The organism is Indioceanicola profundi (genome assembly GCF_003568845.1).
Taxonomy (GTDB): Bacteria; Pseudomonadota; Alphaproteobacteria; order Azospirillales; family Azospirillaceae; genus Indioceanicola; species Indioceanicola profundi.
In genome coordinates this window covers 895,001-916,378 of sequence record NZ_CP030126.1, presented here as the reverse complement: position 1 = coordinate 916,378, position 21,378 = coordinate 895,001, and the positions used below count along the sequence as shown (strand labels likewise).

Sequence of the window (21,378 nt, the reverse complement as noted above, 5' to 3'; positions counted from 1 at the left end):
TTGCGGCGCTAGATGATCGCTCCCTGCCGCCGCAGCTCCGCCCTGACCTCCTCCACCGGAACGTCCCGCGGGGTCCGGCCGGTCCGCACCGCCAGCGCGGCGGCCACGCCGGCAGCCTGCCCGGTTGCCACGGCAGTCGGCGTGACCCGATAGCTGGAATGGGCCTCGTGCGTGCCGCTGATGCTGCGGCCAGCGACCAGAAGGTTGTCGACGCCTTTGGGCAACAGGCAGCGATAAGGCACCTCGTACCATTCGCCGGGCGGCAGCCGCTTCAGCACGGTGCCCTTGCCGGTGGGATTGTGGATATCCACCGGATAGCTGGCGCGCGCGATGGCGTCCGGGAACTTGGCCGCCCCCAGCACATCCTCCGCCGTCAGCGTGTAGTCGCCGACGATGCGCCGCGTCTCCCTGACGCCGATATTCACGCCGGCCTGGATCACATAGGCGTCCTTGAAGCCCGGCACATATTTGACCAGGAAGGCCATGATCTCCCGCATCTGCCGCCGGGCCTCGATCTCGGCACGGGAGATGTCCAGCACGTTGGTGGCGAGCCCGCCGGTGACACGGGTGCAGTTCACCGACAGCTCCCGCGGATGCGGGGTGGCGAAGAACAGGATGTCCTCGCGCGGCATGGTGAGGTCGCCGGCCTCCGTCGCCTGCCGCACCAGATCCCAGAGGCCATGCACCCCGCGCCACTGGTCCGGGTGATCCCGCACATAGTCGGCGAAGGCGTCGCGGTCGAAATCGCCGATCCGGAACATCAGCGTCATGGGCTGGACCAGCCCGTCGCCCTCCCGTCCCACATGGTAGTCTGCCCCCGCCTTGGCCGCGATGTCGCCATCGCCGGACCCGTCCACGATGGCTCTGGCCTTGATCACGTAAGGCCCGGCCTTCCCCTCATAGACCACACCCTCCGGCTTGCAGCGCGGCCCCAGCGGGCCGGTGGCGAAGGCGTGCAGCAGCACCCTGGCCCCGGCGGCATCCACCGCTTCCAGCGCCACGGCCTTGTAGGTTTCCGGATCGAACGGAACCGTGTAGCCGGTGGTGATGCTGGGCGGAATGGCGCCGCCCGCCTCCAGCAGCAGGTTCACGAAATGCAGCATGGCCCCCGCCACCACCGGGTCTCCGGGCCCGTGGTCTTGGGGCAGCAGGCGGGTCTTGTCCTCGTTCAGCAGCGGCTTGCCATTGCTGGTGTGCCAGGACATCAGCGGGTTCACGAGACTGGCTGTGGGATTGCCGCCAAGGAATCCGAACCGCTCCGTCAGGATCGTATCCGCCCCGGCCCAGGCGGCCCCCATGGCCGCCCCCATGCCGGAGGGGCCGCCGCCGACCACCAGCACGTCACAGCTTGCCAGGACAGGCGCCTCCCGCGCCGGGAGCTGAACGGTTTCAACCTCAGAAGGCGACTGGAGGATTGGCAAGGTCTTCTCCCACGCGCTGTACCTGGATGCTGTTGGCGCCCGGCCCATGGCCGATGGTCGCCAGCGCCAGGGGAACAGTCCGTCGCGCCAACTGCTGCACCTGCCCCAGACGTTCGGCGATGACGGCCTTCTGGTCCTTGCGCGTGTCCCACAGCCGATCCAGCCGCGCCAGGAATGCTCCGGCCTTTGCCGTTTCGACCGGCATGTGTTCGATGCCCAGGCTGGACACCAGATCCTGTACCTTGGACGCATAGGGCAGCGCGATCAGCGGCGTGCCTGTGACAGCGGCGAAGATCAGGAAGTGCAACCGCATCCCGGCCACCAGTTCCAGCCGTTGCGCCAACCCCATGATCTGCTGCGGCCTGTAATCACGCTTCAGCACATAGGCGCGGTCCGGATGCGCCATGCGGGAGATCACCCGGTGGGATTCGTTGCGGTCCACCCGCTCCATCGGAACGAACACCGGTTCGGCATCGAAGCGCTGGATCATGAAGTCGGCCACATCGGCCACCAGATCGTGATAGTCGGACGCTGTCAGGCCGGGAGCCGCGGCCCCCCGCTCCCGCACGGAAATGCCCACCAGCGGCCGGTCGGTTGGAATGCCCTCCGCCGCCAGCATCTCGTCGGTGAAGGGCTCCGGCCTCAGCAGCAGGGCCGGGTCGGCGGTGACCTCCACCGGAACCTGCACGCCGATATCCTCGCACAGCCGCTTGGCCGTGACCTCGCGCACGGTGATGCCGGCCATCCGGTTCAGGCCGTTGCGAACGGCGATCCGTTCATCCCGGTCCTTCAGCGGGCCGATGCCGACGGCGAAGGCGAAGGTCGGGATGCCCAGCTCATGGGCCAGCTCCACCTCCCGCAGATAGGCCTGGGCCTCCGTGTCATAGAGGATGCCGCCCCCGCCCAGCAGCAGCAGGTTCAGCCGCTGTACTTCCGGCAGGATCTGCTGGCGCATGGAGGTGCGGGCGTTCAGCGCCCGGTCCACATCATGGTGCCGCCTTGTATGCTCCGCATTGCGGGAGAACACCACGATCTCCACCCCTGGACATGCGGCGCGGAGCTGCTGGATAGCGGAGGAGAGGATCGCCTCATCCCCCAGGTTCAAGCCGCCGTAGGAGCCTGAGATGCCGATTACCGGGGGCATGGGCCACCTGTCCGCTGGGGTTGTCTGTCACCAAACAGCGGACAGGGGCCCATGTTGCGGTGCAGCGCCGGTCAGCGTTCGGCCGACATCAGCGACCCGCTCATCGCCCTTCCCATCCGCCCGCGCCCCCGCTCCAGCATGAGCTGACGGCCAAGCCGGATCAGGTTCTGCACGCGGGAGCGGCGCAAATCCTCCAGCCGCCGTTCCATCCGCATGCCCAGCCGCCGCAGCTCTGTGTCCCCCAGATTCTGGGCATCCGGGAACATCTCCCGCTCCTCCGACCCGGCATGATGCTCCAGGGCGGACCGGAGGGCGCGGAGATGGTCATCGAACTCCGCGGTGGACGGATCGAGGGTCAGCGTGATGGCAAGCTGGTCGGCAAGCTGCTGATGCTCCGCTCCAGCGATCGGGATGGAGTCGGTGACCCGCCGAACGGCGGGATAGAAGATTTCGTGCTCGATCTTCTCATGCATGTCCATCTCCCCAGCCAGCTCGTCCACCAGCTCAAGCCGGCGCGGGTCGTTCCGTTCGGTCAGGGCGATGCGGTCGAACAGGCTGCGCATGATCTGGTGATGCTCGAACAGCACCTCATCCGCCTTCCGGGCAGTGCGCGGCGGGGCCGGTTCCCTCTGGTCGCGGGGTGGAGGCGTGTTCGGCCGGCGGGTTTCGGGCTTCCGCACCTCGATCATCCCGTCCATCACCCGAACGTCGAAGCGCGGCTGCACGCCTGTGGCCGGTCCGTCGATGGGGCGCCCGGTCTTCAGGCAGTAGCGCGAGCCGTGCCAGGGGCAGACCAGCCCGTCCCGGAACACCCAGCCTTCCGACAACGGTCCGCCGAAATGGGAACAACGGTCGCCCAGCGCATGGACCTTGCCCTTGTTGCGCACCAGCGCGATCCGCACGCCATCCGCCTCCACCAGGCGGGGCTGCCCTTCCCGCAGCTCGGCGTCGCGCATCACCGGCACGAACTCCCGCGGGGCCGGATTCCGGTCGGCGTGGTCGGCGCTGACATTGCGGCGGTGGACCAGATGCCCGCCCATATAACCGCCCGCGAACATGGTCCCGAACGCCAGGGCCGACACCGCCTTGGCGCTGGAGCGCTGCCCGCGCCGCCGCATGGAGAGCGACGACAGGAACAGCGCCAACGCCGTCGCATTCGTCGCGGCATGGACAAGCCCAAGCCGCCGAGGCTCCCCATGCGTCTTCTCCCAGTCGACGAGCCCGGTGGCGATCGCGCCCGCCGCCCCCGCGCAGCCGACCTTGAGCGTCAGGTCCGCCGCATCGGCATAGGCCGGCCCTTCTTTTCCTCTCTGCATGCTGTCCATCAGGTCGAACAGCACCGATGCCGCCCAGGACCCGATCGGAACGGTGACGACCGTCGGGTGGAGGGAATGGCCGTAGCGGGTCCCGTGCAGCACGGTCCGGACCTCCTTCCCACGCCCGCCCATCAGCCGGAACGGAAGCGCCACCGCCTCTCCCAGGCTGTGGCTGAGCCGGTCGAGGCTCCGCGCGCGTTCGATGCGCTCGATGATGCTGTCACCGATCCGTGCTGGGTTCGCCATCCGCCGACATCCTTTCCTGCTGGCACAATCCTCTGCTTGTTCAACAGGCGTGCCGCGGAACCGACACCACGAATTTGCCCGGCCGGGGCGGACGGCCGTGCCGTGCGACGGCTGGACGGGTTGGGGCGGCTGCGGAACGCCCCCTCCTAAATTCCCGAGCCGACACGATTGAATATTCCGCAGAAAAGGACTATATGTCCTGCCGTCGAACCTGCTGACGGCTAAATGTTTTCGGTCCCTCTGGCGCCGATTCTTTTCCCGACGTGATTTGATGCGACTGGCAGGATCGCCAGGAACACCTCCTTCAGGGGAAAGCCGCCATGACAATCGGCACTGTAAAGTTTTTCAATTCCACCAAGGGCTTCGGTTTCATTCAGCCGGAAGATGGATCGGCCGACGTGTTCGTCCACATCTCCGCGGTTGAGCGCGCCGGGCTGGGAAATCTGAGCGAAGGCCAGAAGGTTTCCTTCGACGCCGTGATGGACTCCCGCCGGGGCAAGTCCGCCGCAGAGAATCTGCGCGCCGTCTGAGTATATCGGCGCCTATTGGTGCTGATCCGACGGGGCGGCCTTGGCCGCCCCGTTTCGTTCCGGGAAACACCGCCTACAGTGGTCGCCATGACCGCACCCAAGCGAAAGGCCCGTCATGAACATGCACAAGTTCCAAGTCGGACAGAGTCTGGTTTTCACGCCCGGCCGGTTCGAACATCAGAAGGGCTCGGACCTGTTCGAGGTGACACGCCTGCTTCCCGCGGAAGGCACGGAACTCCAGTACCGGGTCAAGAACACCGGCAGCGGCCAGGAGCGGGTTGTCCGCGAAAGCCAGCTGCACCGAGGCTGAAGCCTCCCCACCTGCGCCTGCGCTGGCAGGACGCGCGAACAGGAAACTGTCTGACTTGAAGAACGCGCCTAATTCGAATTTCAATGACCGTCTGAACGCCGCCGCCCAGGCCCGCAAGGCCGTGATGGAGCGCATCGGCAGCATGCCCCGCGCCGACGACCCGGCGCTGCTGGCGCGTCAGGCCGAACGCCAGGCCAAGCGCGCCGCGCGTGAGGAAGAGGCCAAGGCCCGGCGGATCGCCCGTGCCGAGGCACAGGCTGCCGAAGCCGCCCGCCTCGAAGCTGCCCAGGCGGCGGAAGCCGCAGCGCGCGCGGCCGAAGCGGCCGACAGCGCAGCGAAGGCCGAAGCGTTGCTGGCCGAGCAGAAGGCCGCCAGGGATGCGCGCTACGCCGCCCGCAAGGCCCGCGCGAAGTAACAGGGGTCAGCCGGGCATTATTCGAGCGTTCCCGGCGTCTCCCATCCCAGCCCCGCCAGCGCTGCCGCCATATGCGGCGGCGGCGGGGCTTTTGCGTTTACCGGCGGGGTGCCGGGCGGGCCGTCTGGCAGGCTGACCTCACGCGCCAGCAGATGCAGCGGCACGGGCGGCGGCTGCTCCGGCCCGTAGATCGGATCGCCCAGGATCGGGAAGCCGGCATAGGCGCAATGCGCTCGGATCTGGTGCATGCGCCCCGTCCGCGGCTTCAGCTCCAGCCAGGACAGCCTGCCATCCGTGCCCATCAGCCGCCAGTCGGTGAGGGAGGGCTTGCCCTCCGGCGTCACCACGACCTTGGAGCAGCCGGGGATGGTGACCTTCAGCAGCGGCATGTCGATCTGGCCCTCCCGCCCCGCCGGACGCCCCACCACCACCGCCCAGTAGGTCTTGTCCACCAACCCGCGCATGAACAGATGCCCCAGCCGGTTGGCGGCCGCGGCACTGCGCGCCAGCACCAGGCAGCCGCTGGTATCCTTGTCCAGCCGGTGGGCCAGCCGCGGCGGTTCCGGGCTGTCGAAGGCGATCAGGGGCAGATATTCCTCCAGATGCTCGACCGTTTTGGTACCGAAATGAACCGGCAGGCCGGGCGGCTTGTCGAAGATCATCGTCTCGGGATCGAGGTGGAGGATGCGGGCGCGCATCTCCTCCGCGGTATAGGGCATCGGGGAACCTGCAGGGCGGGACAGGTGCCGCTTATAGCGTGTCGGGATGATCCCGGCCATGGGAACTGATCCAGCGCAACGCGCCGGGTCGCCCGGCAGTTTACCCCCTTGACCTTCCAGTTGCTGGAAGCCCCATCTGTCATGGGCAGTGGAAACAGCCTCAAGCCCGGAGGACGAGATCATGTCCGCCATGCCCGCCGATACCGCCGTAAGACACGCGGCCCCCGATCCTGTCCGACTGGACTTCGCGGTCCAAGGAATGACCTGCGCCTCCTGCGCCGGGCGGGTGGAGAAGGCGCTGAGGAAGGTTCCCGGCGTGACGGAGGCCGCGGTGAACATCGCGACCGAACATGCCTCCGTCGCCGTCGAACGGTCGCAGGCCGATCCCGCCGGTCTGGCGGCCGCCGTGACCAAGGCCGGCTACACGCCGGTAAACAGCATGGTCGAGCTGAAGGTGCGCGGCATGACCTGCACCTCCTGCGTGGGCCGGGTGGAAAAGGCCCTGAAAAGGGTTCCCGGCGTGCTGGACGCGCAGGTGAATCTCGCAACCGAGACCGCCACGGTCACAATGCTCGGCACCGATCCGGACGCCCTGATCCGCGCGGTGGAGAAGGCCGGCTACGAAGCGGCCCCGGTCGCACCCGATGCCGACGCGTCCGAGGATGCGGAGGACCGGCGCCGTGTCACGGCGGAGCGGAACCATGTCATCCTTGCCGCCCTGCTGACCGCCCCGCTGGCCCTGCCCATGCTGCTGCAGGCCGTGGGCATCCATGTCATGCCGCCGGGCTGGCTGCAGTTCCTGCTGGCGACACCGGTGCAGTTCTGGCTGGGCTGGCGCTTCTATGTGGCCGGCTGGAAGGCGGTGCGCGCGGGGGCCGGCAACATGGACCTGCTGGTCGCCATCGGCACCAGTGCGGCCTGGGGCCTGTCCACCTGGGAGCTGGCGGCCACCCTGCCCAGCCCCGGCGCCATGCTGCCCCACCTCTATTACGAGGCCTCCGCCGTCGTCATCACGCTGGTGCTGCTGGGCAAGTATCTGGAGGGGCGGGCCAAGCGGCAGACCACGGCCGCCATCCGCGCCCTGGCGGCCCTCCGGCCCGACCGGGCCCGCATCCTGCGCGGCGGGGCGGAGGTGGAGGTGCCCGTGGGCGAGGTCCGCATCGGCGACCGCGTGCTGATCCGCCCCGGTGAGCGCATTCCCGTGGACGGAGCCGTCGTGGAGGGAGCCTCCCATGTGGATGAAAGCATGCTGACCGGCGAGAGCCTGCCGGTGGCGAAGGAGGCCGGTTCCAAGGTGGCCGGCGGTGCCGTCAATGGCGAGGGCCGGCTGGTGGTGGAGACCACCGCCATCGGGGCGGAGACGATGCTGTCCCGCATCATCCGGCTGGTGGAAAGCGCCCAGGCCGCCAAGGCCCCGCTTCAGCGGCTGGTGGACCGGGTCAGCGCGGTGTTCGTGCCGGTGGTCCTGGGCATCGCCGCCCTGACCCTGCTGGGCTGGTTGATGGCCGGGGCGACGGCGGAGTTCGCCATCGTGGCCGCCGTCAGCGTGCTGGTCATCGCCTGCCCCTGCGCCCTTGGCCTTGCCACCCCCACCGCCATCATGGCCGGCACCGGCGTGGCCGCGCGGGCCGGCGTGCTGATCAAGGATGCGGAGGCGCTGGAACGGGCGCAGGCGGTGGACACCATCGTCTTCGACAAGACCGGCACCCTGACGGAAGGCAAGCCCTCCCTGGTCGCCCTGCTCCCCGCCCCCGGGCTGGAGCGGGCGGAGCTTCTGCGCCTCGCCGGCGCCGTCCAGTCCGGCAGCGAGCATCCGCTGGCCGACGCCGTGCGCCGCACCGCAAGCGCGGAAGGCGTCGCCCTGCCGTCCGCCACCGACCTGAAGGCGCTTCCCGGCCGCGGCGTTTCCGCTTTGGTGGATGGCCGTGAACTGCGTCTCGGCAGCACCCGGCTGATGGAGGAGATGGGCGTCGAGCTGTCGCCGTTACGGGCCGAGGCCGACAGGCTGGCCGCCGATGGCCGTACCGTCTCCTGGCTGGCGGAAGCCGGGAGCAACCGGCTGCTGGGCCTGATGGGATTCGGCGACGCGGTGAAGGCGGGAGCCGCGGAGGCGGTGGCGCGCCTGAACGCCGACGGCATCCGCACGGTGCTGCTGACCGGCGACAACAAGGGCAGCGCCGCCGCCGCCGCCCGCACGCTGGGCATCGCGGAGGTGATCGCGGAGGTGCTGCCGGAGGACAAGGCGGCGACGGTGGAGCGGCTGAAGGCGGAGGGGCGCACGGTCGGCATGGTGGGCGACGGCGTCAACGACGCCCCGGCGCTTGCAGCCGCCCATGTCGGCCTTGCCATGGGCAGCGGTACGGACGTGGCCATGCATGCGGCCGGCATCACCCTGATGCGGGGCGATCCGGCGCTGGTGCCGGATGCGCTCGCCATCTCCCGCCGCACCTATGCGAAGATCCGGCAGAACCTGTTCTGGGCCTTCGTCTACAATGCGCTGGGCATTCCGCTGGCCGCCCTGGGCCTGCTCTCGCCGGTGCTGGCCGGTGCGGCGATGGCCTTTTCCAGCGTCAGCGTGGTGACGAACGCGCTGCTGCTCCGCCGGTGGAAGCCGGGCCGGCGTTGATGCGCCGGGCGCTGGTAAATAATACTGCACCGATGTGTAGAATAAGCTGCGGCATGCGATAAATCCACCGGCGCGTTGTAGTTTTCGCATTGAGCACGGGCCGAGGGCTGTTCTAAAGTGGCAGTCTTGGCTGGCTTGGAACCGCACGGGCACAGGTGTGGAATGCGGCCGAAGGTGATTTTCCCCCTGGCTACGGTGCCGCGCCGGGGTTGCAGGTTTGGAAGGCGTCCATGCACCCACATACGCGCTCGATTGGCGTGGCGTTCCGAAAGGCGCTGCAGGCGTCGGCCGTCACCCTTCTCGCCCTTGGCCCGGTCGGGCTGGCGGGTTCGGCCGTGGCCAAGGACCTCGGCGAGGTTCCCATGGTGACGGAGGGCTCGGCCGCCCAGGCCCCCTGGACGCGCTACAAGGGTTGGACCAACAACAGTTGGGATAAGTACAACACCCTGGCGGATACCAGCCGCACCCCCGCCCCGCCCGCCGGCCCGGTGAAAGAGATCGATGCGCCGCTGAACGGCGATGCCGCCAATGGCAAGAAGCTGGCCTTCGACCGCTCCCGCGGCGGCGGCTGCCTTGCCTGCCATGTGATGGGGCCGGAGACTGCGGAACTGCCGGGCAATGTCGGCGTGGACCTGTCCCAGATCGGGGCCACCAACCCGGATGAGGAGTATCTGTTCAACTACATCTGGGACCCGCGCGCCTACAACCCCGAGTCCGTGATGCCGCCCTGGGGTGCGCACGGCTTCTATTCGGAGCAGGAGGTCGCCGACATGGTGGCCTTCCTGAAGACGCTGAAGACGCCGGCCACCTTCAAGAACGAGCTGGACGACCCGTCAAAGCGCCCCCTGCCCGTCGAGGACCGCGACTGGACCGACCCGTTCGTGAACCCGGCGGCGGAGGCGTTCGATACGGGGCCCGAGCTGTTCGCCATGGATGGGCCGAACGGCAAATCCTGTGCGAGCTGCCACGCCAATCCCGATGCCCTGAAGGGCTGGGCCGTGACCATGCCCAAGTACCACAAGGGCATGGACAAGATGATCGGGGTGGAGGAATTCGTGGCCCGGCATGCCAAGGCCACGACCGGCGCGGACTGGATCATGCAGACCAGCGAGAACCTGCATATGTCCATCTATCTGCGGTCGCTCTCCAACGGCATGCCGATCAAGGTCGACGTGTCGAGCCTGGGTCCGAAGGCGGCCATGGAGCGCGCGACGAAGATGGTGAACACCAAGGTCGGCCAGTTGAATTTCGCCTGCGTGGACTGCCACAGCCCGGACAAGGGCGCCAACAAGTGGATTCGCGGCCAGTATCTGGGTGAGACCGCCGGGCAGATTCCGCACTTCCCGACCTGGCGCACCAGCCGGAACGAGATCTGGGACATCCGCAAGCGCCTGCAATGGTGCAACATCCAGGTCCGCGCCGATGAGCTACCGCCCGACGCCAAGGAATATGCGGACCTAGAACTCTACGTCACAGCAGCCAGCAACGGGCTGCCCATGGAATCGCCGGGCATCCGGCACTAGGTCTGGAATGAACGTCCCGCGGCGGGCCAGCCCCGCCGCCCGACAGAGGAGAGTTGGACCATGAACCAGTTGAGCACAGCGCGAACGCTCGGGCGCCGGGACGTGCTGCGGGGAGCCGCAGCGATGGCCGCCGCCGGCACCGTCGTCCTGACGCTGCGCCCGGCCCATGCCACGCCGGAGAAGACGGCGGAGGTGATGGGCAAGTTGATCGGCGGCAAGACGGCCAAGGAAGGCCGGGTCACCCTGACCATGCCGCAGATCGCGGAGAACGGGAACACCGTGCCCCTGACCGTGTCGGTCGAAAGCCCGATGACGGAAAAGGACTATGTGAAGGCCGTGCACATCCTGGCCGACGGCAATCCGGAACCGGCGGTCGCCACCTTCGGCTTCACGCCCCAGGCCGGCAAGGCCGAAATTTCCACCCGCATGCGCATGGCCAAGACCCAGAACATCTGGGCCGTGGCGGAGATGAGCGACGGGTCCGCCTGGATGGCGAAGACCGAAGTCAAGGTCACCATCGGCGGCTGCGGCGGCTGAGCGGGTAGGAGGAACAGACAATGGCAAAAGCACGCATTCGCCTGCCGTCCTCGGCCAAGAAGGGCGAGGTCATCGAGATCAAGACGCTGGTGAACCACGCCATGGAAAGCGGCCAGCGCAAGGACAGCGCCGGCAACGTGATCCCGCGCAAGATCCTCAACAAGATGACGGCCACCTTCAACGGGAAGGAAGTCCTGAACGCGACCCTCCATCCCGGCATCTCGGCCAATCCCTATATCTCCTTTTTCACCAAGGTGGAGGAGAGCGGGACATTCGAGTTCACCTGGACCGACGATGACGGCACCGTGACCAAGGAAACGGCCGACATCACCGTCGGCTGAGTACATTGACGGCTGTTCCACCGGAGCCGTCATCCCGGCGGAAGGGGGGGCTTAAGAGCACTGGCCGCCCTTTCCCGCCCACTTACCTTCTGCTGGACCCTTCATGCTGAACCGACGCGACTTCCTGCAGGTGGCGGCCGCCGCGGCGACCCTGATGGGCACCGGTGCGGGCGGTCTGGCCCGCGCCGCGGCCGCGGGCGCCATCACGCAGGACGGGCTGCTGCGGTTTCCGGCCCTGGGCAATGTCACCCTGCTGCATGTCACCGACATTCACGGCCAGTTGAACCCGCTCTATTTCCGGGAGCCGGCAGTCAATCTCGGAGTCGGCGAGGCGGCGGGCCTGCCGCCCCATCTCACCGGGCGGGATTTCCTGGAGAAGTTCGAGATCAAGGCCGGCAGCCCGGAAGCCTATGCCCTCACCTCCGAGGATTTCGTTCAGCTTGCCCGCCACTACGGAAAGGTCGGCGGGTTGGACCGGCTGGCCACGCTGGTCAAGGCAATCCGGGCGGAGCGTGGGGACAAGGTGCTGCTGCTGGATGGCGGCGACAGCCTGCAGGGCTCCTGGGGTGCGCTCCAGACCCGGGGCGGCGACATGGCCCGGGCGCTGAAGGCGCTGGGCGTGGAGGCCAGTACAGGCCATTGGGAATTCACCTATGGCGCCGACCGCGTGCCGGAGCTGGCGGAGGAGCTGGGTTGCCCCTTCCTGTGCGGTAACGTCCGCGATACGGAGTGGGAGGAGGATGTCTTCGAGGGCACGGCGAGTTTCGAGCGCGGCGGCGTGAAGATCGCCGTGATCGGCCAGGCCTTCCCCTATACCCCCGTCGCAAACCCGCGCTGGATGATCCCGGAATGGTCCTTCGGCATCCGGGAGGAGCTGGTGCGGGAGCGGGTGGAGAAGGCCCGCGCCGCCGGGGCGGAGCTTGTCGTGCTGCTGTCCCACAACGGCTTCGACGTGGACCGCAAGCTGGCGAGCCGGGTGGAGGGAATCGACGTCATCCTGACCGCCCATACCCATGACGCCCTGCCCGTCGCGGTGCGGGAGGGGAAGACGCTGCTGATCGCGTCGGGCAGCCATGGCAAGTACCTGTCCCGCCTGGACCTGGATGTCCGGGCGGCGAGGTGAAAGGGTTCGAGTACCGTCTGATTCCGGTCTTCGCGGATGCCATCGCGCCGGACCCGGAGATGATCTCCCTGGTCCGGGAGCTGCGCCAGCCCTTCGAGGAACAGTATGCCAGGGTGCTGGGCGCCGCCGACGGGCTGCTGTACCGCCGCGGCAACTTCAACGGCACCTGGGACGACCTGATCTGCGACGCCCTGTTGGCGGAGCGGGATGCGGAGATTGCGCTGTCGCCCGGCTTCCGCTGGGGCAGCTCCCTGCTGCCGGACACCCCCATCACCATGGAGGATGTCTGGAACCAGACCGCCATCACCTACCCCGCCGCCTACCGGAACGAGATGAGCGGTCAGCAGATCAAGGACATCCTGGAGGACGTGGCCGACAACCTGTTCAATCCCGACCCCTATTACCAGCAGGGCGGCGATATGGTGCGTGTCGGCGGGATGGGCTACAGCATCGACATCTCGAAGCCGATCGGCAGCCGGATTAGCGGCATGACCATGCTGAAGACGGGCCAGCCGGTGGATGCGTCCCGCAATTACGTTGTCGCCGGCTGGGCCAGCGTGAACGAGGGCACGGAAGGCCCCGCGATCTGGGATCTGGTCGCCGGGCACATCCAGAAGCAGAAAATCATCCAGGTCCGGGAAAACCAGTCCGTTCGCATCCAGGGCGCATAAGGGCAGGCCATTTTCCCGTCAAATGGGTTATAGCACCCTAGGAAAAACCATCAGGAAGTCTCCATGCGCCCCTTCGCCGCCAGCGCCGCCCTTTTCGCCATGCTCGCCGGCGGCCTCCCCGCCGGGGCGGAGCAGGTGTCGCGCGACCAGGATGGTCTGACGGTTTATGGGGAACTTGAACTGGCGGAGGGCAAGAGCCTGACTGACGGGCTCACGCTCATGCTCCACGGCACGATGGGCCACAGCGGCATGGAGATCATGCAGGCGTTCCAGGAGCGTCTCGCCGAACGCGGGCACAGCAGTCTGGCCGTGACACTGTCACTGGGGCTGAACGGGCGGGAGGGCTTCTATGACTGCGCCGAACCCAGCACCCACCGGCAGGTGGATGCCCTGGCCGAACTTGCCGGCTGGATCGAGTGGCTGAAAAGCCAGGATGCCGGTCCGGTGGCGCTGCTGGGGCACAGCCGCGGCGGCAATCAGGTCGCCCGCTATCTGGCTGAGGCGCCGGACCCGCTGGTCACCAAAGCCATCCTGGTGGCGCCGACAGGCCTGCCGCAGGGCGATGAGGTCGAGCCCCTCCTGGAGTTGGCGGCGGAGCAGCCGGACGATGCCATGTTGACCGCGCCCAAATTCCTGAACTGTACGGACACCCATGTCAGCGCCGGGGCGATCCGCGGTTATTACCAGGATGACGGCCGCTATGACACGCCGGCCCTGCTGACGCAGATCGACATACCGGTGCTGATGCTGGCCGCCAGCGACGACAGCATGGTGCCCGACCTGCCGGAGCGGATGCAGGCGGTCACAGCGGAGAAGGTGACGTTCCAGGTGATCGAAGGCGATCACTTCTTCCGTGACTTCGCAGCCGACGATGCTGCCGATGCCATAGACGCCTTCCTGGCCCAGTAAGGGAGCGGCGCATGATCCGGCTTCCCCGCCACGCCTGCTCTTGCGGCGCGCTGCTTCTCTGCTGCCTGGCTCTCGCCACCCCTCTCCCTGCCACAGCGGTCGAGCCGACAACGGAGCCTCCGCCCGTTTCCTGCGATGTCGGCCCGGCCCCGTCGGCAACCGCCGCCCCGACCGTGCGGCTCTGGATGGAGGGCGAGGATGCGGATGACTGGATTCCGCCGCCCTGCACCGGCTGGACGGAGCCGGGATACCGCGTTCTCGTCGAGCTGACCGGCACCATCCCCGCCGACGGGGACACGGACGCGCTGCTGGCGCAGCTTGGCGCCGTATCCGGGATGCGCGGCCTGAAATACTGGTCGGTCAGCGATCAGGCATGGCAGATCCTGGTCATCGACTCCTCCGCTCTTTCCAGCCCCGATGACGAGGCGCGGCGCGGGGATTTCACGGCGGAGGAGCTGGTTTCGGAACCGGAACAATATTTTGTTCAGGCCGACAACCGGGCCGGCAATCCCGTGATCTACCGGATGCGGCTGCTGGAGGCGAAGCCGGATCGGATCGCCTTGACGGTCGAGAATGCGACCCCGATCCGCAAGCTGTTCCTGACCATCGCCGATGCCGGCGCGCTTCAGTCCCTGCATGTGCTGGAGCGCCGGGAAGAAGGCTGGGCCTACCGCCTGCTTTCCCGCACCGGGCTGGGCAGCATGGGGTTGGTGACCAGCCAGCCGGAAAGCCTGGTCAACCGCGCTGCCGCACTGTACCGCCACTTTGCGGGGCTGCCCGACACGATGGAACCTCCGGCGGCTCCCTGACCCGTGGCCCTACGGCCGGACATAGATCCAGCCGCGCAACTGCCGCTCCACGATCTCCGCGATGCCAGCAGTAACCAGGGTCACGCCATCGATCAGCTCATCTTCCGTGTGGCCGGTCGTTTCCAGCGTGTTGCCGCAGGCCACGAACTCCACATCATACTGTTGAAGGCTGGTGATGCGGTCCTTCACCGGCGTGGTCTTCTCATAAAGCGCCTCCATTCCGGCGCCGAAAGCCACGATGGCGATCCGCACATTGTCCTGCCCATAGAATTTCTGCAGGTTCACGGCGTTGTAGAGGATGTTGTTGATCATCTGCGGATCGCTGCTGGTGAGTTGCAGCATGATGTGACGGGGATTGTCGAAACTCGGCGGCGGGTCGGCCAGCACCGTCTCAGCCGCCCGCGCGCCGGCGCAGCCCATGAGCCCGACCAGCAACAACACAGTCATCGACCGCAACAGGGGCATGGGCTTCATCCGCTTTCGAATAGGAGCTTCCGCCATCATGCCCGTGTCGGGGCGGACAGGGCAAATCCCAACGGGCACCCGCCGCCGGCCATGACTGTTGCATCGGGATTCGACACCAGGATAGGAGCTTGCGCATGACGACGACGCCCACACCCGATCCCCGTATTGAAACCCACCTTCTGCCGCCCGGCACGAACGTGCCCAACAATGACCGGCTGCCGCTGGTGATCTACCGCGGCGCGCTATCCGGCGCGTCCGATGCCGCCAGCGGCTTCGAGGAGCTGTTCGATCGCAATGGCTGGGGTGGAAGCTGGCGGGACGGCATCTACAGCTATCACCATTTCCACACGACGGCCCATGAGGCGCTTGGCATCGCCGCCGGCACGGCCAGGGTCTGCTTCGGCGGGCCAGACGGGGTCGTGGCGGAGGTGGCGGCCGGCGACATGGTCGTGATTCCCGCAGGAGTCGGGCACAAGAATCTTGGTGCCAGCAGCGACTTCCTGGTGATTGGAAGCTATCCGGACGGTCAGGAGCCGGACATGAACCGGGACGACCGACCAGTAAAGCCGGCCCTGCTGGACAAGGTGCGCGCCGTTCCGCTTCCCGGGACAGACCCGCTGTTCGGCCCGACCGGTCCCCTGTTGCGCCATTGGGGCGGATGACAATCCATGCGCACTTGAAAGGTCGGCAGCGCAACCGATCCTTTACAATGGGCCGGCTATGACAGCAGGCTTGCGAAGCCTGTTTCCGAAGATTGCCAAAATGCCGAGCCGCCCCCCATCCCTCTTCCGCCTTGTCTCACTGGCCGTCGCCGCAGTCACCGCGGTTCCCATCATCGGGGTCAGCGTGATCGTAGGCGGAACGGCCACGGCACGCGTCGAGGCCTATGTCAGCGGCCGTTTCCAGAATCTGGCGGACCGGGTGACGGAACGGCTGGACCAGGGCCTTCAGGAACGTTTGGCGGATGTCCGCTCCCTTGCTGCCGTACTCGGTTCGGACCTGTCGCCCGACGCTCAGTCACGGCTACGGGCGGCAATCGAGGCTATGCAGGCCTCGGCCCCGGAATATGGCTGGATCGGGCTGGCCGCCTCCGCCGGCCAGGTCCTGGTCGCAACCGATTCCATGCTGGAGGGGCAGGACGTCTCCAACCGCCCCTGGTTCCGCGGCGCACTGCAAGGTCCCTTCGTCGGCGATGTGCATGATGCGGTCCTTCTGGCCAAACTTCTCGGCCCCGCGCCGGACGGCAGCCCCGTTCGCTTCGTAGATGTGGCCGCCCCGGTAACCCGCCCCGATGGCGTTCCCGTTGCCGTCCTTGGCGGACATCTGAGCTGGACCTGGGCGGATGAGGTGCAGCGTTCCATCCTCGGCACGATCACCCAGGGCGGCAGCGGCGCGGAGGGCCTGGTCCTGGCGAAAAATGGAACCGTCCTGCTCGGCCCGCCTGACCTGCTGGGCAGCCAGCTCACGCTGCCCAGCACGCAGGCCGCCGCCCAGGGGGTGCGCCGCACCTCGGTGGAGACCTGGCCCGATGGCCGTGAATATTTGACCGCCGTCACGCCATCTGATGGCTACCGGGATTATCCCGGCCTGGGGTGGATCGTGGTGGTCCGCCAGGATGCCGACGTTGCCTTCGCCCCGGCCCGCGCCATCCGCTGGCAACTGGCGACCGTCGGGCTTGCGGCCGCTCTCCTGGCCCTGGCGGTGGGCCTATGGCTGGCACGGCGTGTGACCAGACCGTTGACGGATGTTGCTGCCGCTGCGGAGCGGGTGCGCCAGGGCGACCTGACCGCCCATGTGCCCTATACCCGCGCCTATGCGGAGGTCGCCACCTTGTCCGCAACCCTGGTCGATCTGGAGGCGCGACTGGCGGAGATGGAGCCGGCCGCCCCCGTCAGGGCGAAATCTACCTGAACAGCCGCTCCGCCAATCCCGTCAGCACGCCCGTGATCCGGACGTTCGGGGTGCCGCCCGTATATTCGTCGGCATAGAGCTTACGGATCAGCCGGTCGCGCAGCTCCGGGTCATTGGCGAAGGCAACGGCGAAGAAGCCGTCGTGCTGCGCCACCAGAGTGGCCGGAACCGCCCCGACGCCCTCCAGCTTCACGGTCATGCCGTCGCCCGGCGCCAAGTCGGCGGTGCCCTGCACGCGCGCACCGCCGAGGGAGATGTCCAACAGGTGCAAAGCCCGGTCCCGCGCGTGGCCGATGTCGATGTGCACCACCTCGCTGCTGGCGAAGCGCTCATCCCGCCGGTAGCGGGGCAGTTCGATGCAGACAATGATGGCAAGCGCCAGGGCGGCCAGATTGTAGAAGGTCCAGAACAGAACGATCCATTTGCCGTCCCCTGCCCCGCCCTCGATCCCGTAATCGGCCAGGCTGCCATACAGCATGCCGCCCAGATTGGCCGCGAACAGCCAGCCGAAGCGCCGCAGCAGCCCCCACTGGACCACCACCTGTCCCCGCTCGCCGCCCTTGGCCGTGACCTTGAAGGCATGCCCCTTGGGTTTCAGCAGCCCGGTGACCACGGCGCGGTTGATCTCGAACATGGTCAGCATCTGGCCGACATCGGTCAGGATCGGGACTACCTGCCCCCGCGTCGTCCAGTTCAGGGCGATCATCACCATCAGGAAGTACGGCAGGAAATAGGCCACCACGTCCGGCAGGGTGGCATTCACCACCGTGACGCCCAGGAACCAGTAGAGCGGAGGCGCCAGGAAACAGGCGAGCCGGAAGGAAAAGGTGATCGACCAGTAGAGGAAGCTGTCCACCAACCCCAGCCGGTCCATGAAGGTCAAAGGGTTGCGGGCGAACGGCCCGTTTTGCCCGCGGATGATCTGGACCAGCCCCAGACACCAGCGTCCGCGCTGGGTGATGTATTCCTTCAGCCCTTCTGGCGCCAGACCATCGCTCAGCCTTTCATTCAGATAGACGGTGCGCAGCCCCATCTGCTTCAGCTTCAGCGTGACAAGAAAATCCTCCGTCACGCTGTCTGTCGGGAAACCGCCGATGGCCTGCAGCCCGGACCAGCGGATCATGGAGGAGGTGCCGCAGCAGAAGGCGATGCCCCAGGCATCCCTCGATGCCATCACATGGTCGAAGAAGAAGCGCTGCTCATCCGGATAGGCATGATTGATGTTCAGGTTGGCCTGGATCGGGTCGGGGTTGAAGAAGTGCTGCGGCGTCTGCACAAGTCCCACGCCCGGATCGTGGAACAGAGCCAACGCCCGGCTGACGAAGTTCCGGTGCGGCACGAAGTCGGCATCCAGAACCGCCACGAAGTCCGGCGACCTTTCCAGTCCGGCCAGATGGTTCAGGGCGTGATTGATGTTGCCGGCCTTGGCATGTTTGTTGTCGGGACGGCGCAGATAGCCGACGCCCTTTGCGGCACACAGGTCCCGCAGCCAATCCCGCTTTCCGTCATCCAGCACCCAGACCCTGAGGCGCGTATGGTCCATGCCTGCGGCGCCCGCGATGGTGCGGGCCAGGATCGCCTCCTCCTCATTGTATGTGGCGATCAACACATCGACCTGGGGCGGCTCCGCGCCCCACCAGCCGCCATGGTCCGTCGCTTCCCTCCGTCGGTCCCGGACCCGCGAGAGGATCAGGAAGGACAGGCAGGAGCTGACCACCGCCAGCCCCTCCAGCGCCACGAAGAGATAGGAGAACAGCACGTCCGCGGTGAGGGCCGGCGATGGCACCGTCTCCGTCACCCGCCACAATAAGTACCGCAGGCCCAGCAGCGCCGACAGGCCGAACAGGCCCACGCGCACCCGCGTGTTCATCCGGTCCAGGAACGGCAGAACCGCAAGCGCCAAGCCGCCGAGCAACAGCGATAGCGCGACACTCGACTGCAGCGCGGAGAGGATCATCAGGCGAAACCGAGCCAGCGACCGATGAAGCGGAAGATATCCCGCGGGGCTCCGGTGAATACGACCCGTCCCGTCCGCCCGACGGCGCACCCGGCCTCCGGATCGGACAGCAGATCGGGGAATCGGAGCGCTACGTCGAAGCGCTCGAGATGCTTCTCACCCGGTGCGATGGCCAGATTGTTGTAGACCGTCGCAGCGCCCGACCCTGCGAGGCGCAGGATCACGCCATCGAACACCTTGGAGGTGCCGGACAGGCGGAACCGCGCTGCATCGCCGACCTTCAGCCGGTTGTAGTCGCTCTCCCCGACGCTGGCCGTGACGATGACGGTCGAGCAGTCGAGGAGACGCAGAAGATCCTGCCCCTTGCGGGCATACTCGGCGTTGCCCAGCGGCGCCTCCCAGACAAGCCCGTCCACCGGGCTGGTCAGGAATGCATCGCGGAGCTGGGCCACACGCGCCCGCTCCGCCTCGATCTGCCCCCGAACCGCTACCAGCCGCTGCTGGTAGTCGGCCAGCATGGACCTGAGCTCCGCCTCTCGCAATTCCAGATCGAAGGCACGCTGGCTGCTGAAGGGCGTGTCGTTGAAGCTGTCGCCGAGGAAGGTGCCTTCGCGGGCGGCGGCAAGCTGGATCTCCAATGACCGCAGACGCGCCTCGGCCGCCTCCGCATCCTTCATATCGACGTCGCGCGCCGTCCGCGCCTTGTCCAGCGAGGCGATGGACTGGCTGCCCTTGTCCCGCAGCTCCTGAGCCCGCTTCAGCGACGCGCCGCTCTCCTCCAGCCGCGCCAGGGCGGCAGACCGCAGGGCACGGGCGACGTCGATCTCCGCCTCGAGCTGGGCGATGCGGCCGGTGCGGTAGGCATCGCTCCGCCCCTGAAGCTGGCCAAGGCTGCCCTGTACGCTTTCCAGTTGGGAGCCGGCGCGCTGCACATCGGCTGCCAGTTCGGATTCCATCTGCTGCAGGTCGAGCAGGCGGGCCGTATCGGCTCGGACGTCATTGAGACTGCCCAACGGCTCCCCCTGCCGAACCGCCTCGCCGATCTGCCGGGGCTGAAGCGACAGGACGCCGTCGATCGGGGCCCGCACCAGCGCCACGCGTGCATTCACCACTGCATCGGCGCTCACCACAGCGATGCCTTCGCTGAGGAGGATATATCCGCCCACCAGCGCCAGCACGCCGCCGAGGCCGAGCTTCAGAAACTTCTGCTTTCCGATCTGCATCTCGCACTGCCATAGACCGAGCCGTGTCGCCATGGCGGCGCGGCTTCCAACACCTGCGCCATACTGGACACGCCTGGGTTACCAGACCCTTAGGACGTGACCCGCGCGGCTGCATTCGTCGGGATTAGTTCGACTGTGGAGGGCTCTCCACGTAATCGAGGATAGTGCGATTGCAGACCTGGACCAGCCCCTGTCCCACGGAGCTGGTAGCGAAAAGGACCGGCCGTCAGGGGCGTGGCAGCGTATAGGCGATCACATAATCGCCTGGATCGGTACCGATCGAGCCATGGCCTCCTGCGACCTGGACAACGAACTGCCGGTCGCCCGCCGTATAGGTCATCGGTGTGGCCTGTCCGCCGGCTGGCAGGCGCTGCTGCCAGAGCTGCTCGCCCGTGCTGACATCGTAGGCGCGGAGATAATTGTCGATACTGGCTGCCAGGAAGGCTACCCCGCCGGCCGTGATGATCGGCCCGCCGATGCCTGGAACGCCCAGCTTGATCGGGGGCAGCGCCACAGGTCCGGCGTCCCGGATGGTCCCGTTCTTGTGCATCCAGACAATCTCCCCTGTGCGCAGGTTCGCGCCGGCGACATACCCCCAGGGCGGGGCTTGGCAGGGGAACCCCAAGGGCGAGGTGAAGGGCTGCATGATCACGCCATAGGGTCCACCGACATTGAGGTTCAGCCCGGCCTCGCCCGCATTGGCCCGCTGGTCCGGATCGATTTCCTCTCGCGGAATGAGTTGCGAGGTGAAGGCCAGATATGTCGGCATGCCGAACATCACCTGCCGCACCGGATCGACAGCTATCGAACCCCAGTTGAAGACGCCGAAATTGCCGGGGTAGACCAGCGTTCCCTCCAGCGAGGGCGGGGTGTACCGCCCCTCATAGCGCAGGGAGCGGAACTGGATGCGGCAGGCGAGCTGATCGAACAGGCTGGCGCCCCACATGTCCTTCCCCTCAAGGGGCTCGGGCATGAAGGTGAGGCCGGAGACGGGCTGCGTCGGGGCCGTGAAATCCTCCGGGATGGCGCCGCCCGGGGCCGGAACCTCCCGGATCGGAATGATCGGCTCTCCCGTGCGGCGATCCAGCACATAGATGTCGCCCTGCTTCGTCGGGCCGACCAGAGCCGGAACGGGACCGTTCTCCGTCGTGATGTCCAGCAGCACGGGCTGCGCGGGCACGT

Annotated in this window: 21 protein-coding genes (1 of these 21 running past the window's edge); 13 read left to right on the top strand and 8 right to left on the bottom strand. The window is 67.2% G+C overall.

Annotation, left to right across the window (positions count from 1 at the left end; genetic code table 11):
• Positions 1–8 precede the first annotated feature (8 nt).
• From DOL89_RS04295 to DOL89_RS04285, 3 genes are all read right to left on the bottom strand, one after another.
• A complete protein-coding gene (locus tag DOL89_RS04295; RefSeq protein ID WP_119678026.1) occupies positions 9–1,421 on the bottom strand; it encodes an FAD-dependent oxidoreductase in 1,413 nt (470 codons plus the stop codon).
• Positions 1,396–2,565, bottom strand: a complete 1,170-nt coding sequence (locus DOL89_RS04290; protein ID WP_119678025.1) for a polysaccharide pyruvyl transferase family protein — start codon at positions 2,563–2,565, stop codon at positions 1,396–1,398. Before DOL89_RS04290 ends, DOL89_RS04295 begins: the two co-directional genes overlap by 26 nt.
• 71 nt (positions 2,566–2,636) lie before the next feature.
• Positions 2,637–4,127 carry a Rieske 2Fe-2S domain-containing protein gene (locus tag DOL89_RS04285; protein WP_119678024.1) on the bottom strand — a complete coding sequence of 497 codons (1,491 nt, stop codon included), beginning with the start codon at positions 4,125–4,127 and terminating at the stop codon, positions 2,637–2,639.
• Between the two features lie 320 nt (positions 4,128–4,447).
• On the opposite strand from DOL89_RS04285, the gene DOL89_RS04280 reads away from it, so the two are divergent.
• The 3 genes from DOL89_RS04280 to DOL89_RS04270 all read left to right on the top strand — a co-directional run bounded on the left by DOL89_RS04280 (position 4,448) and on the right by DOL89_RS04270 (position 5,382).
• Positions 4,448–4,657 (top strand): cold-shock protein, encoded by a 210-nt coding sequence (locus DOL89_RS04280; protein ID WP_119678023.1) that lies wholly within the window; start codon positions 4,448–4,450, stop codon positions 4,655–4,657.
• Positions 4,658–4,772: 115 nt separating this feature from the next.
• Positions 4,773–4,967: a hypothetical protein gene (locus DOL89_RS04275; protein ID WP_119678022.1), complete on the top strand. Its 195-nt coding sequence runs from the start codon at positions 4,773–4,775 to the stop codon at positions 4,965–4,967.
• 55 nt (positions 4,968–5,022) lie between these two features.
• Entirely contained in the window at positions 5,023–5,382 is a 360-nt protein-coding gene (locus DOL89_RS04270; RefSeq protein WP_119678021.1) for a DUF6481 family protein, read from the top strand.
• A gap of 17 nt (positions 5,383–5,399) precedes the next feature.
• On the opposite strand, the gene DOL89_RS04265 is transcribed toward DOL89_RS04270, so the two are convergent.
• Complete coding sequence (locus DOL89_RS04265) at positions 5,400–6,161, bottom strand: RluA family pseudouridine synthase (RefSeq protein ID WP_225889886.1); 762 nt, start codon at positions 6,159–6,161, stop codon at positions 5,400–5,402.
• Positions 6,162–6,282: 121 nt separating this feature from the next.
• On the opposite strand from DOL89_RS04265, the gene DOL89_RS04260 reads away from it, so the two are divergent.
• The 8 genes from DOL89_RS04260 to DOL89_RS04230 all read left to right on the top strand — a co-directional run bounded on the left by DOL89_RS04260 (position 6,283) and on the right by DOL89_RS04230 (position 14,640).
• The gene (locus DOL89_RS04260; protein WP_404813477.1) at positions 6,283–8,727 is read left to right on the top strand and encodes a heavy metal translocating P-type ATPase; all 2,445 of its coding nucleotides are present in this window, start codon (positions 6,283–6,285) and stop codon (positions 8,725–8,727) included.
• 230 nt (positions 8,728–8,957) lie between these two features.
• Positions 8,958–10,250 (top strand): sulfur oxidation c-type cytochrome SoxA, encoded by a 1,293-nt coding sequence (gene soxA / locus DOL89_RS04255; protein WP_119678020.1) that lies wholly within the window; start codon positions 8,958–8,960, stop codon positions 10,248–10,250.
• Positions 10,251–10,310: 60 nt separating this feature from the next.
• Positions 10,311–10,787 (top strand): thiosulfate oxidation carrier protein SoxY, encoded by a 477-nt coding sequence (soxY, locus tag DOL89_RS04250; protein WP_119678019.1) that lies wholly within the window; start codon positions 10,311–10,313, stop codon positions 10,785–10,787.
• Positions 10,788–10,807: 20 nt separating this feature from the next.
• Complete coding sequence (gene soxZ, locus DOL89_RS04245) at positions 10,808–11,128, top strand: thiosulfate oxidation carrier complex protein SoxZ (RefSeq protein WP_119678018.1); 321 nt, start codon at positions 10,808–10,810, stop codon at positions 11,126–11,128.
• A gap of 103 nt (positions 11,129–11,231) precedes the next feature.
• Positions 11,232–12,251, top strand: a complete 1,020-nt coding sequence (locus DOL89_RS25455) for a metallophosphoesterase (protein WP_225889885.1) — start codon at positions 11,232–11,234, stop codon at positions 12,249–12,251.
• Positions 12,248–12,922 carry a 5'-nucleotidase C-terminal domain-containing protein gene (locus DOL89_RS25450; RefSeq protein ID WP_225889884.1) on the top strand — a complete coding sequence of 225 codons (675 nt, stop codon included), beginning with the start codon at positions 12,248–12,250 and terminating at the stop codon, positions 12,920–12,922. Before DOL89_RS25455 ends, DOL89_RS25450 begins: the two co-directional genes overlap by 4 nt.
• Positions 12,923–12,985: 63 nt before the next feature.
• A complete protein-coding gene (locus tag DOL89_RS04235; protein WP_119678017.1) occupies positions 12,986–13,831 on the top strand; it encodes an alpha/beta hydrolase in 846 nt (281 codons plus the stop codon).
• 11 nt (positions 13,832–13,842) lie between these two features.
• A complete protein-coding gene (locus tag DOL89_RS04230) occupies positions 13,843–14,640 on the top strand; it encodes a DUF6675 family protein (protein ID WP_119678016.1) in 798 nt (265 codons plus the stop codon).
• Between the two features lie 9 nt (positions 14,641–14,649).
• Here DOL89_RS04230 and DOL89_RS04225 read toward each other — a convergent pair whose 3' ends face one another.
• The gene (locus DOL89_RS04225) at positions 14,650–15,105 is read right to left on the bottom strand and encodes a DsrE family protein (RefSeq protein WP_162937322.1); all 456 of its coding nucleotides are present in this window, start codon (positions 15,103–15,105) and stop codon (positions 14,650–14,652) included.
• Between the two features lie 134 nt (positions 15,106–15,239).
• On the opposite strand from DOL89_RS04225, the gene DOL89_RS04220 reads away from it, so the two are divergent.
• Positions 15,240–15,767: a hypothetical protein gene (locus DOL89_RS04220; RefSeq protein ID WP_119678014.1), complete on the top strand. Its 528-nt coding sequence runs from the start codon at positions 15,240–15,242 to the stop codon at positions 15,765–15,767.
• A 100-nt stretch (positions 15,768–15,867) separates the two neighbouring features.
• On the top strand, positions 15,868–17,016 hold the full coding sequence (locus tag DOL89_RS04215; protein ID WP_162937321.1) for a HAMP domain-containing protein: 1,149 nt from the start codon (positions 15,868–15,870) through the stop codon (positions 17,014–17,016).
• On the opposite strand, the gene DOL89_RS04210 is transcribed toward DOL89_RS04215, so the two are convergent.
• The 3 genes from DOL89_RS04210 to DOL89_RS04200 all read right to left on the bottom strand — a co-directional run.
• Entirely contained in the window at positions 17,009–18,973 is a 1,965-nt protein-coding gene (locus DOL89_RS04210; RefSeq protein ID WP_119678012.1) for a glycosyltransferase family 2 protein, read from the bottom strand. The genes DOL89_RS04215 and DOL89_RS04210 overlap by 8 nt on opposite strands.
• Entirely contained in the window at positions 18,973–20,229 is a 1,257-nt protein-coding gene (locus tag DOL89_RS04205) for an HlyD family secretion protein (RefSeq protein ID WP_225889883.1), read from the bottom strand. The genes DOL89_RS04210 and DOL89_RS04205 overlap by 1 nt, the downstream gene beginning before the upstream one ends.
• Before the next feature lie 193 nt (positions 20,230–20,422).
• Positions 20,423–21,378 carry the 3' portion of a glucose/quinate/shikimate family membrane-bound PQQ-dependent dehydrogenase gene (locus DOL89_RS04200; RefSeq protein ID WP_119678010.1) on the bottom strand. It continues 1,366 nt past the right edge of the window, so the window shows 956 of its 2,322 coding nt (coding positions 1,367–2,322); its start codon lies off the right edge, out of view; it ends in the stop codon at positions 20,423–20,425.

Excerpts from the sequence above, each read along its gene's own strand:
- DOL89_RS04290 (WP_119678025.1), bottom strand. The coding sequence starts at position 2,565 with ATGCCCCCGGTAATCGGCATCTCAGGCTCCTACGGCGGCTTGAACCTG.
- DOL89_RS04285 (WP_119678024.1), bottom strand. The coding sequence starts at position 4,127 with ATGGCGAACCCAGCACGGATCGGTGACAGCATCATCGAGCGCATCGAA.
- DOL89_RS04280 (WP_119678023.1), top strand. The coding sequence starts at position 4,448 with ATGACAATCGGCACTGTAAAGTTTTTCAATTCCACCAAGGGCTTCGGT.
- DOL89_RS04275 (WP_119678022.1), top strand. The coding sequence starts at position 4,773 with ATGAACATGCACAAGTTCCAAGTCGGACAGAGTCTGGTTTTCACGCCC.
- DOL89_RS04265 (WP_225889886.1), bottom strand. The coding sequence starts at position 6,161 with ATGGCCGGGATCATCCCGACACGCTATAAGCGGCACCTGTCCCGCCCT.
- DOL89_RS04260 (WP_404813477.1), top strand. The coding sequence starts at position 6,283 with ATGTCCGCCATGCCCGCCGATACCGCCGTAAGACACGCGGCCCCCGAT.
- soxA (WP_119678020.1), top strand. The coding sequence starts at position 8,958 with ATGCACCCACATACGCGCTCGATTGGCGTGGCGTTCCGAAAGGCGCTG.
- soxY (WP_119678019.1), top strand. The coding sequence starts at position 10,311 with ATGAACCAGTTGAGCACAGCGCGAACGCTCGGGCGCCGGGACGTGCTG.
- soxZ (WP_119678018.1), top strand. The coding sequence starts at position 10,808 with ATGGCAAAAGCACGCATTCGCCTGCCGTCCTCGGCCAAGAAGGGCGAG.
- DOL89_RS25455 (WP_225889885.1), top strand. The coding sequence starts at position 11,232 with ATGCTGAACCGACGCGACTTCCTGCAGGTGGCGGCCGCCGCGGCGACC.
- DOL89_RS04235 (WP_119678017.1), top strand. The coding sequence starts at position 12,986 with ATGCGCCCCTTCGCCGCCAGCGCCGCCCTTTTCGCCATGCTCGCCGGC.
- DOL89_RS04230 (WP_119678016.1), top strand. The coding sequence starts at position 13,843 with ATGATCCGGCTTCCCCGCCACGCCTGCTCTTGCGGCGCGCTGCTTCTC.
- DOL89_RS04225 (WP_162937322.1), bottom strand. The coding sequence starts at position 15,105 with ATGCCCCTGTTGCGGTCGATGACTGTGTTGTTGCTGGTCGGGCTCATG.
- DOL89_RS04220 (WP_119678014.1), top strand. The coding sequence starts at position 15,240 with ATGACGACGACGCCCACACCCGATCCCCGTATTGAAACCCACCTTCTG.
- DOL89_RS04215 (WP_162937321.1), top strand. The coding sequence starts at position 15,868 with ATGCCGAGCCGCCCCCCATCCCTCTTCCGCCTTGTCTCACTGGCCGTC.
- DOL89_RS04210 (WP_119678012.1), bottom strand. The coding sequence starts at position 18,973 with ATGATCCTCTCCGCGCTGCAGTCGAGTGTCGCGCTATCGCTGTTGCTC.
- DOL89_RS04205 (WP_225889883.1), bottom strand. The coding sequence starts at position 20,229 with ATGGCGACACGGCTCGGTCTATGGCAGTGCGAGATGCAGATCGGAAAG.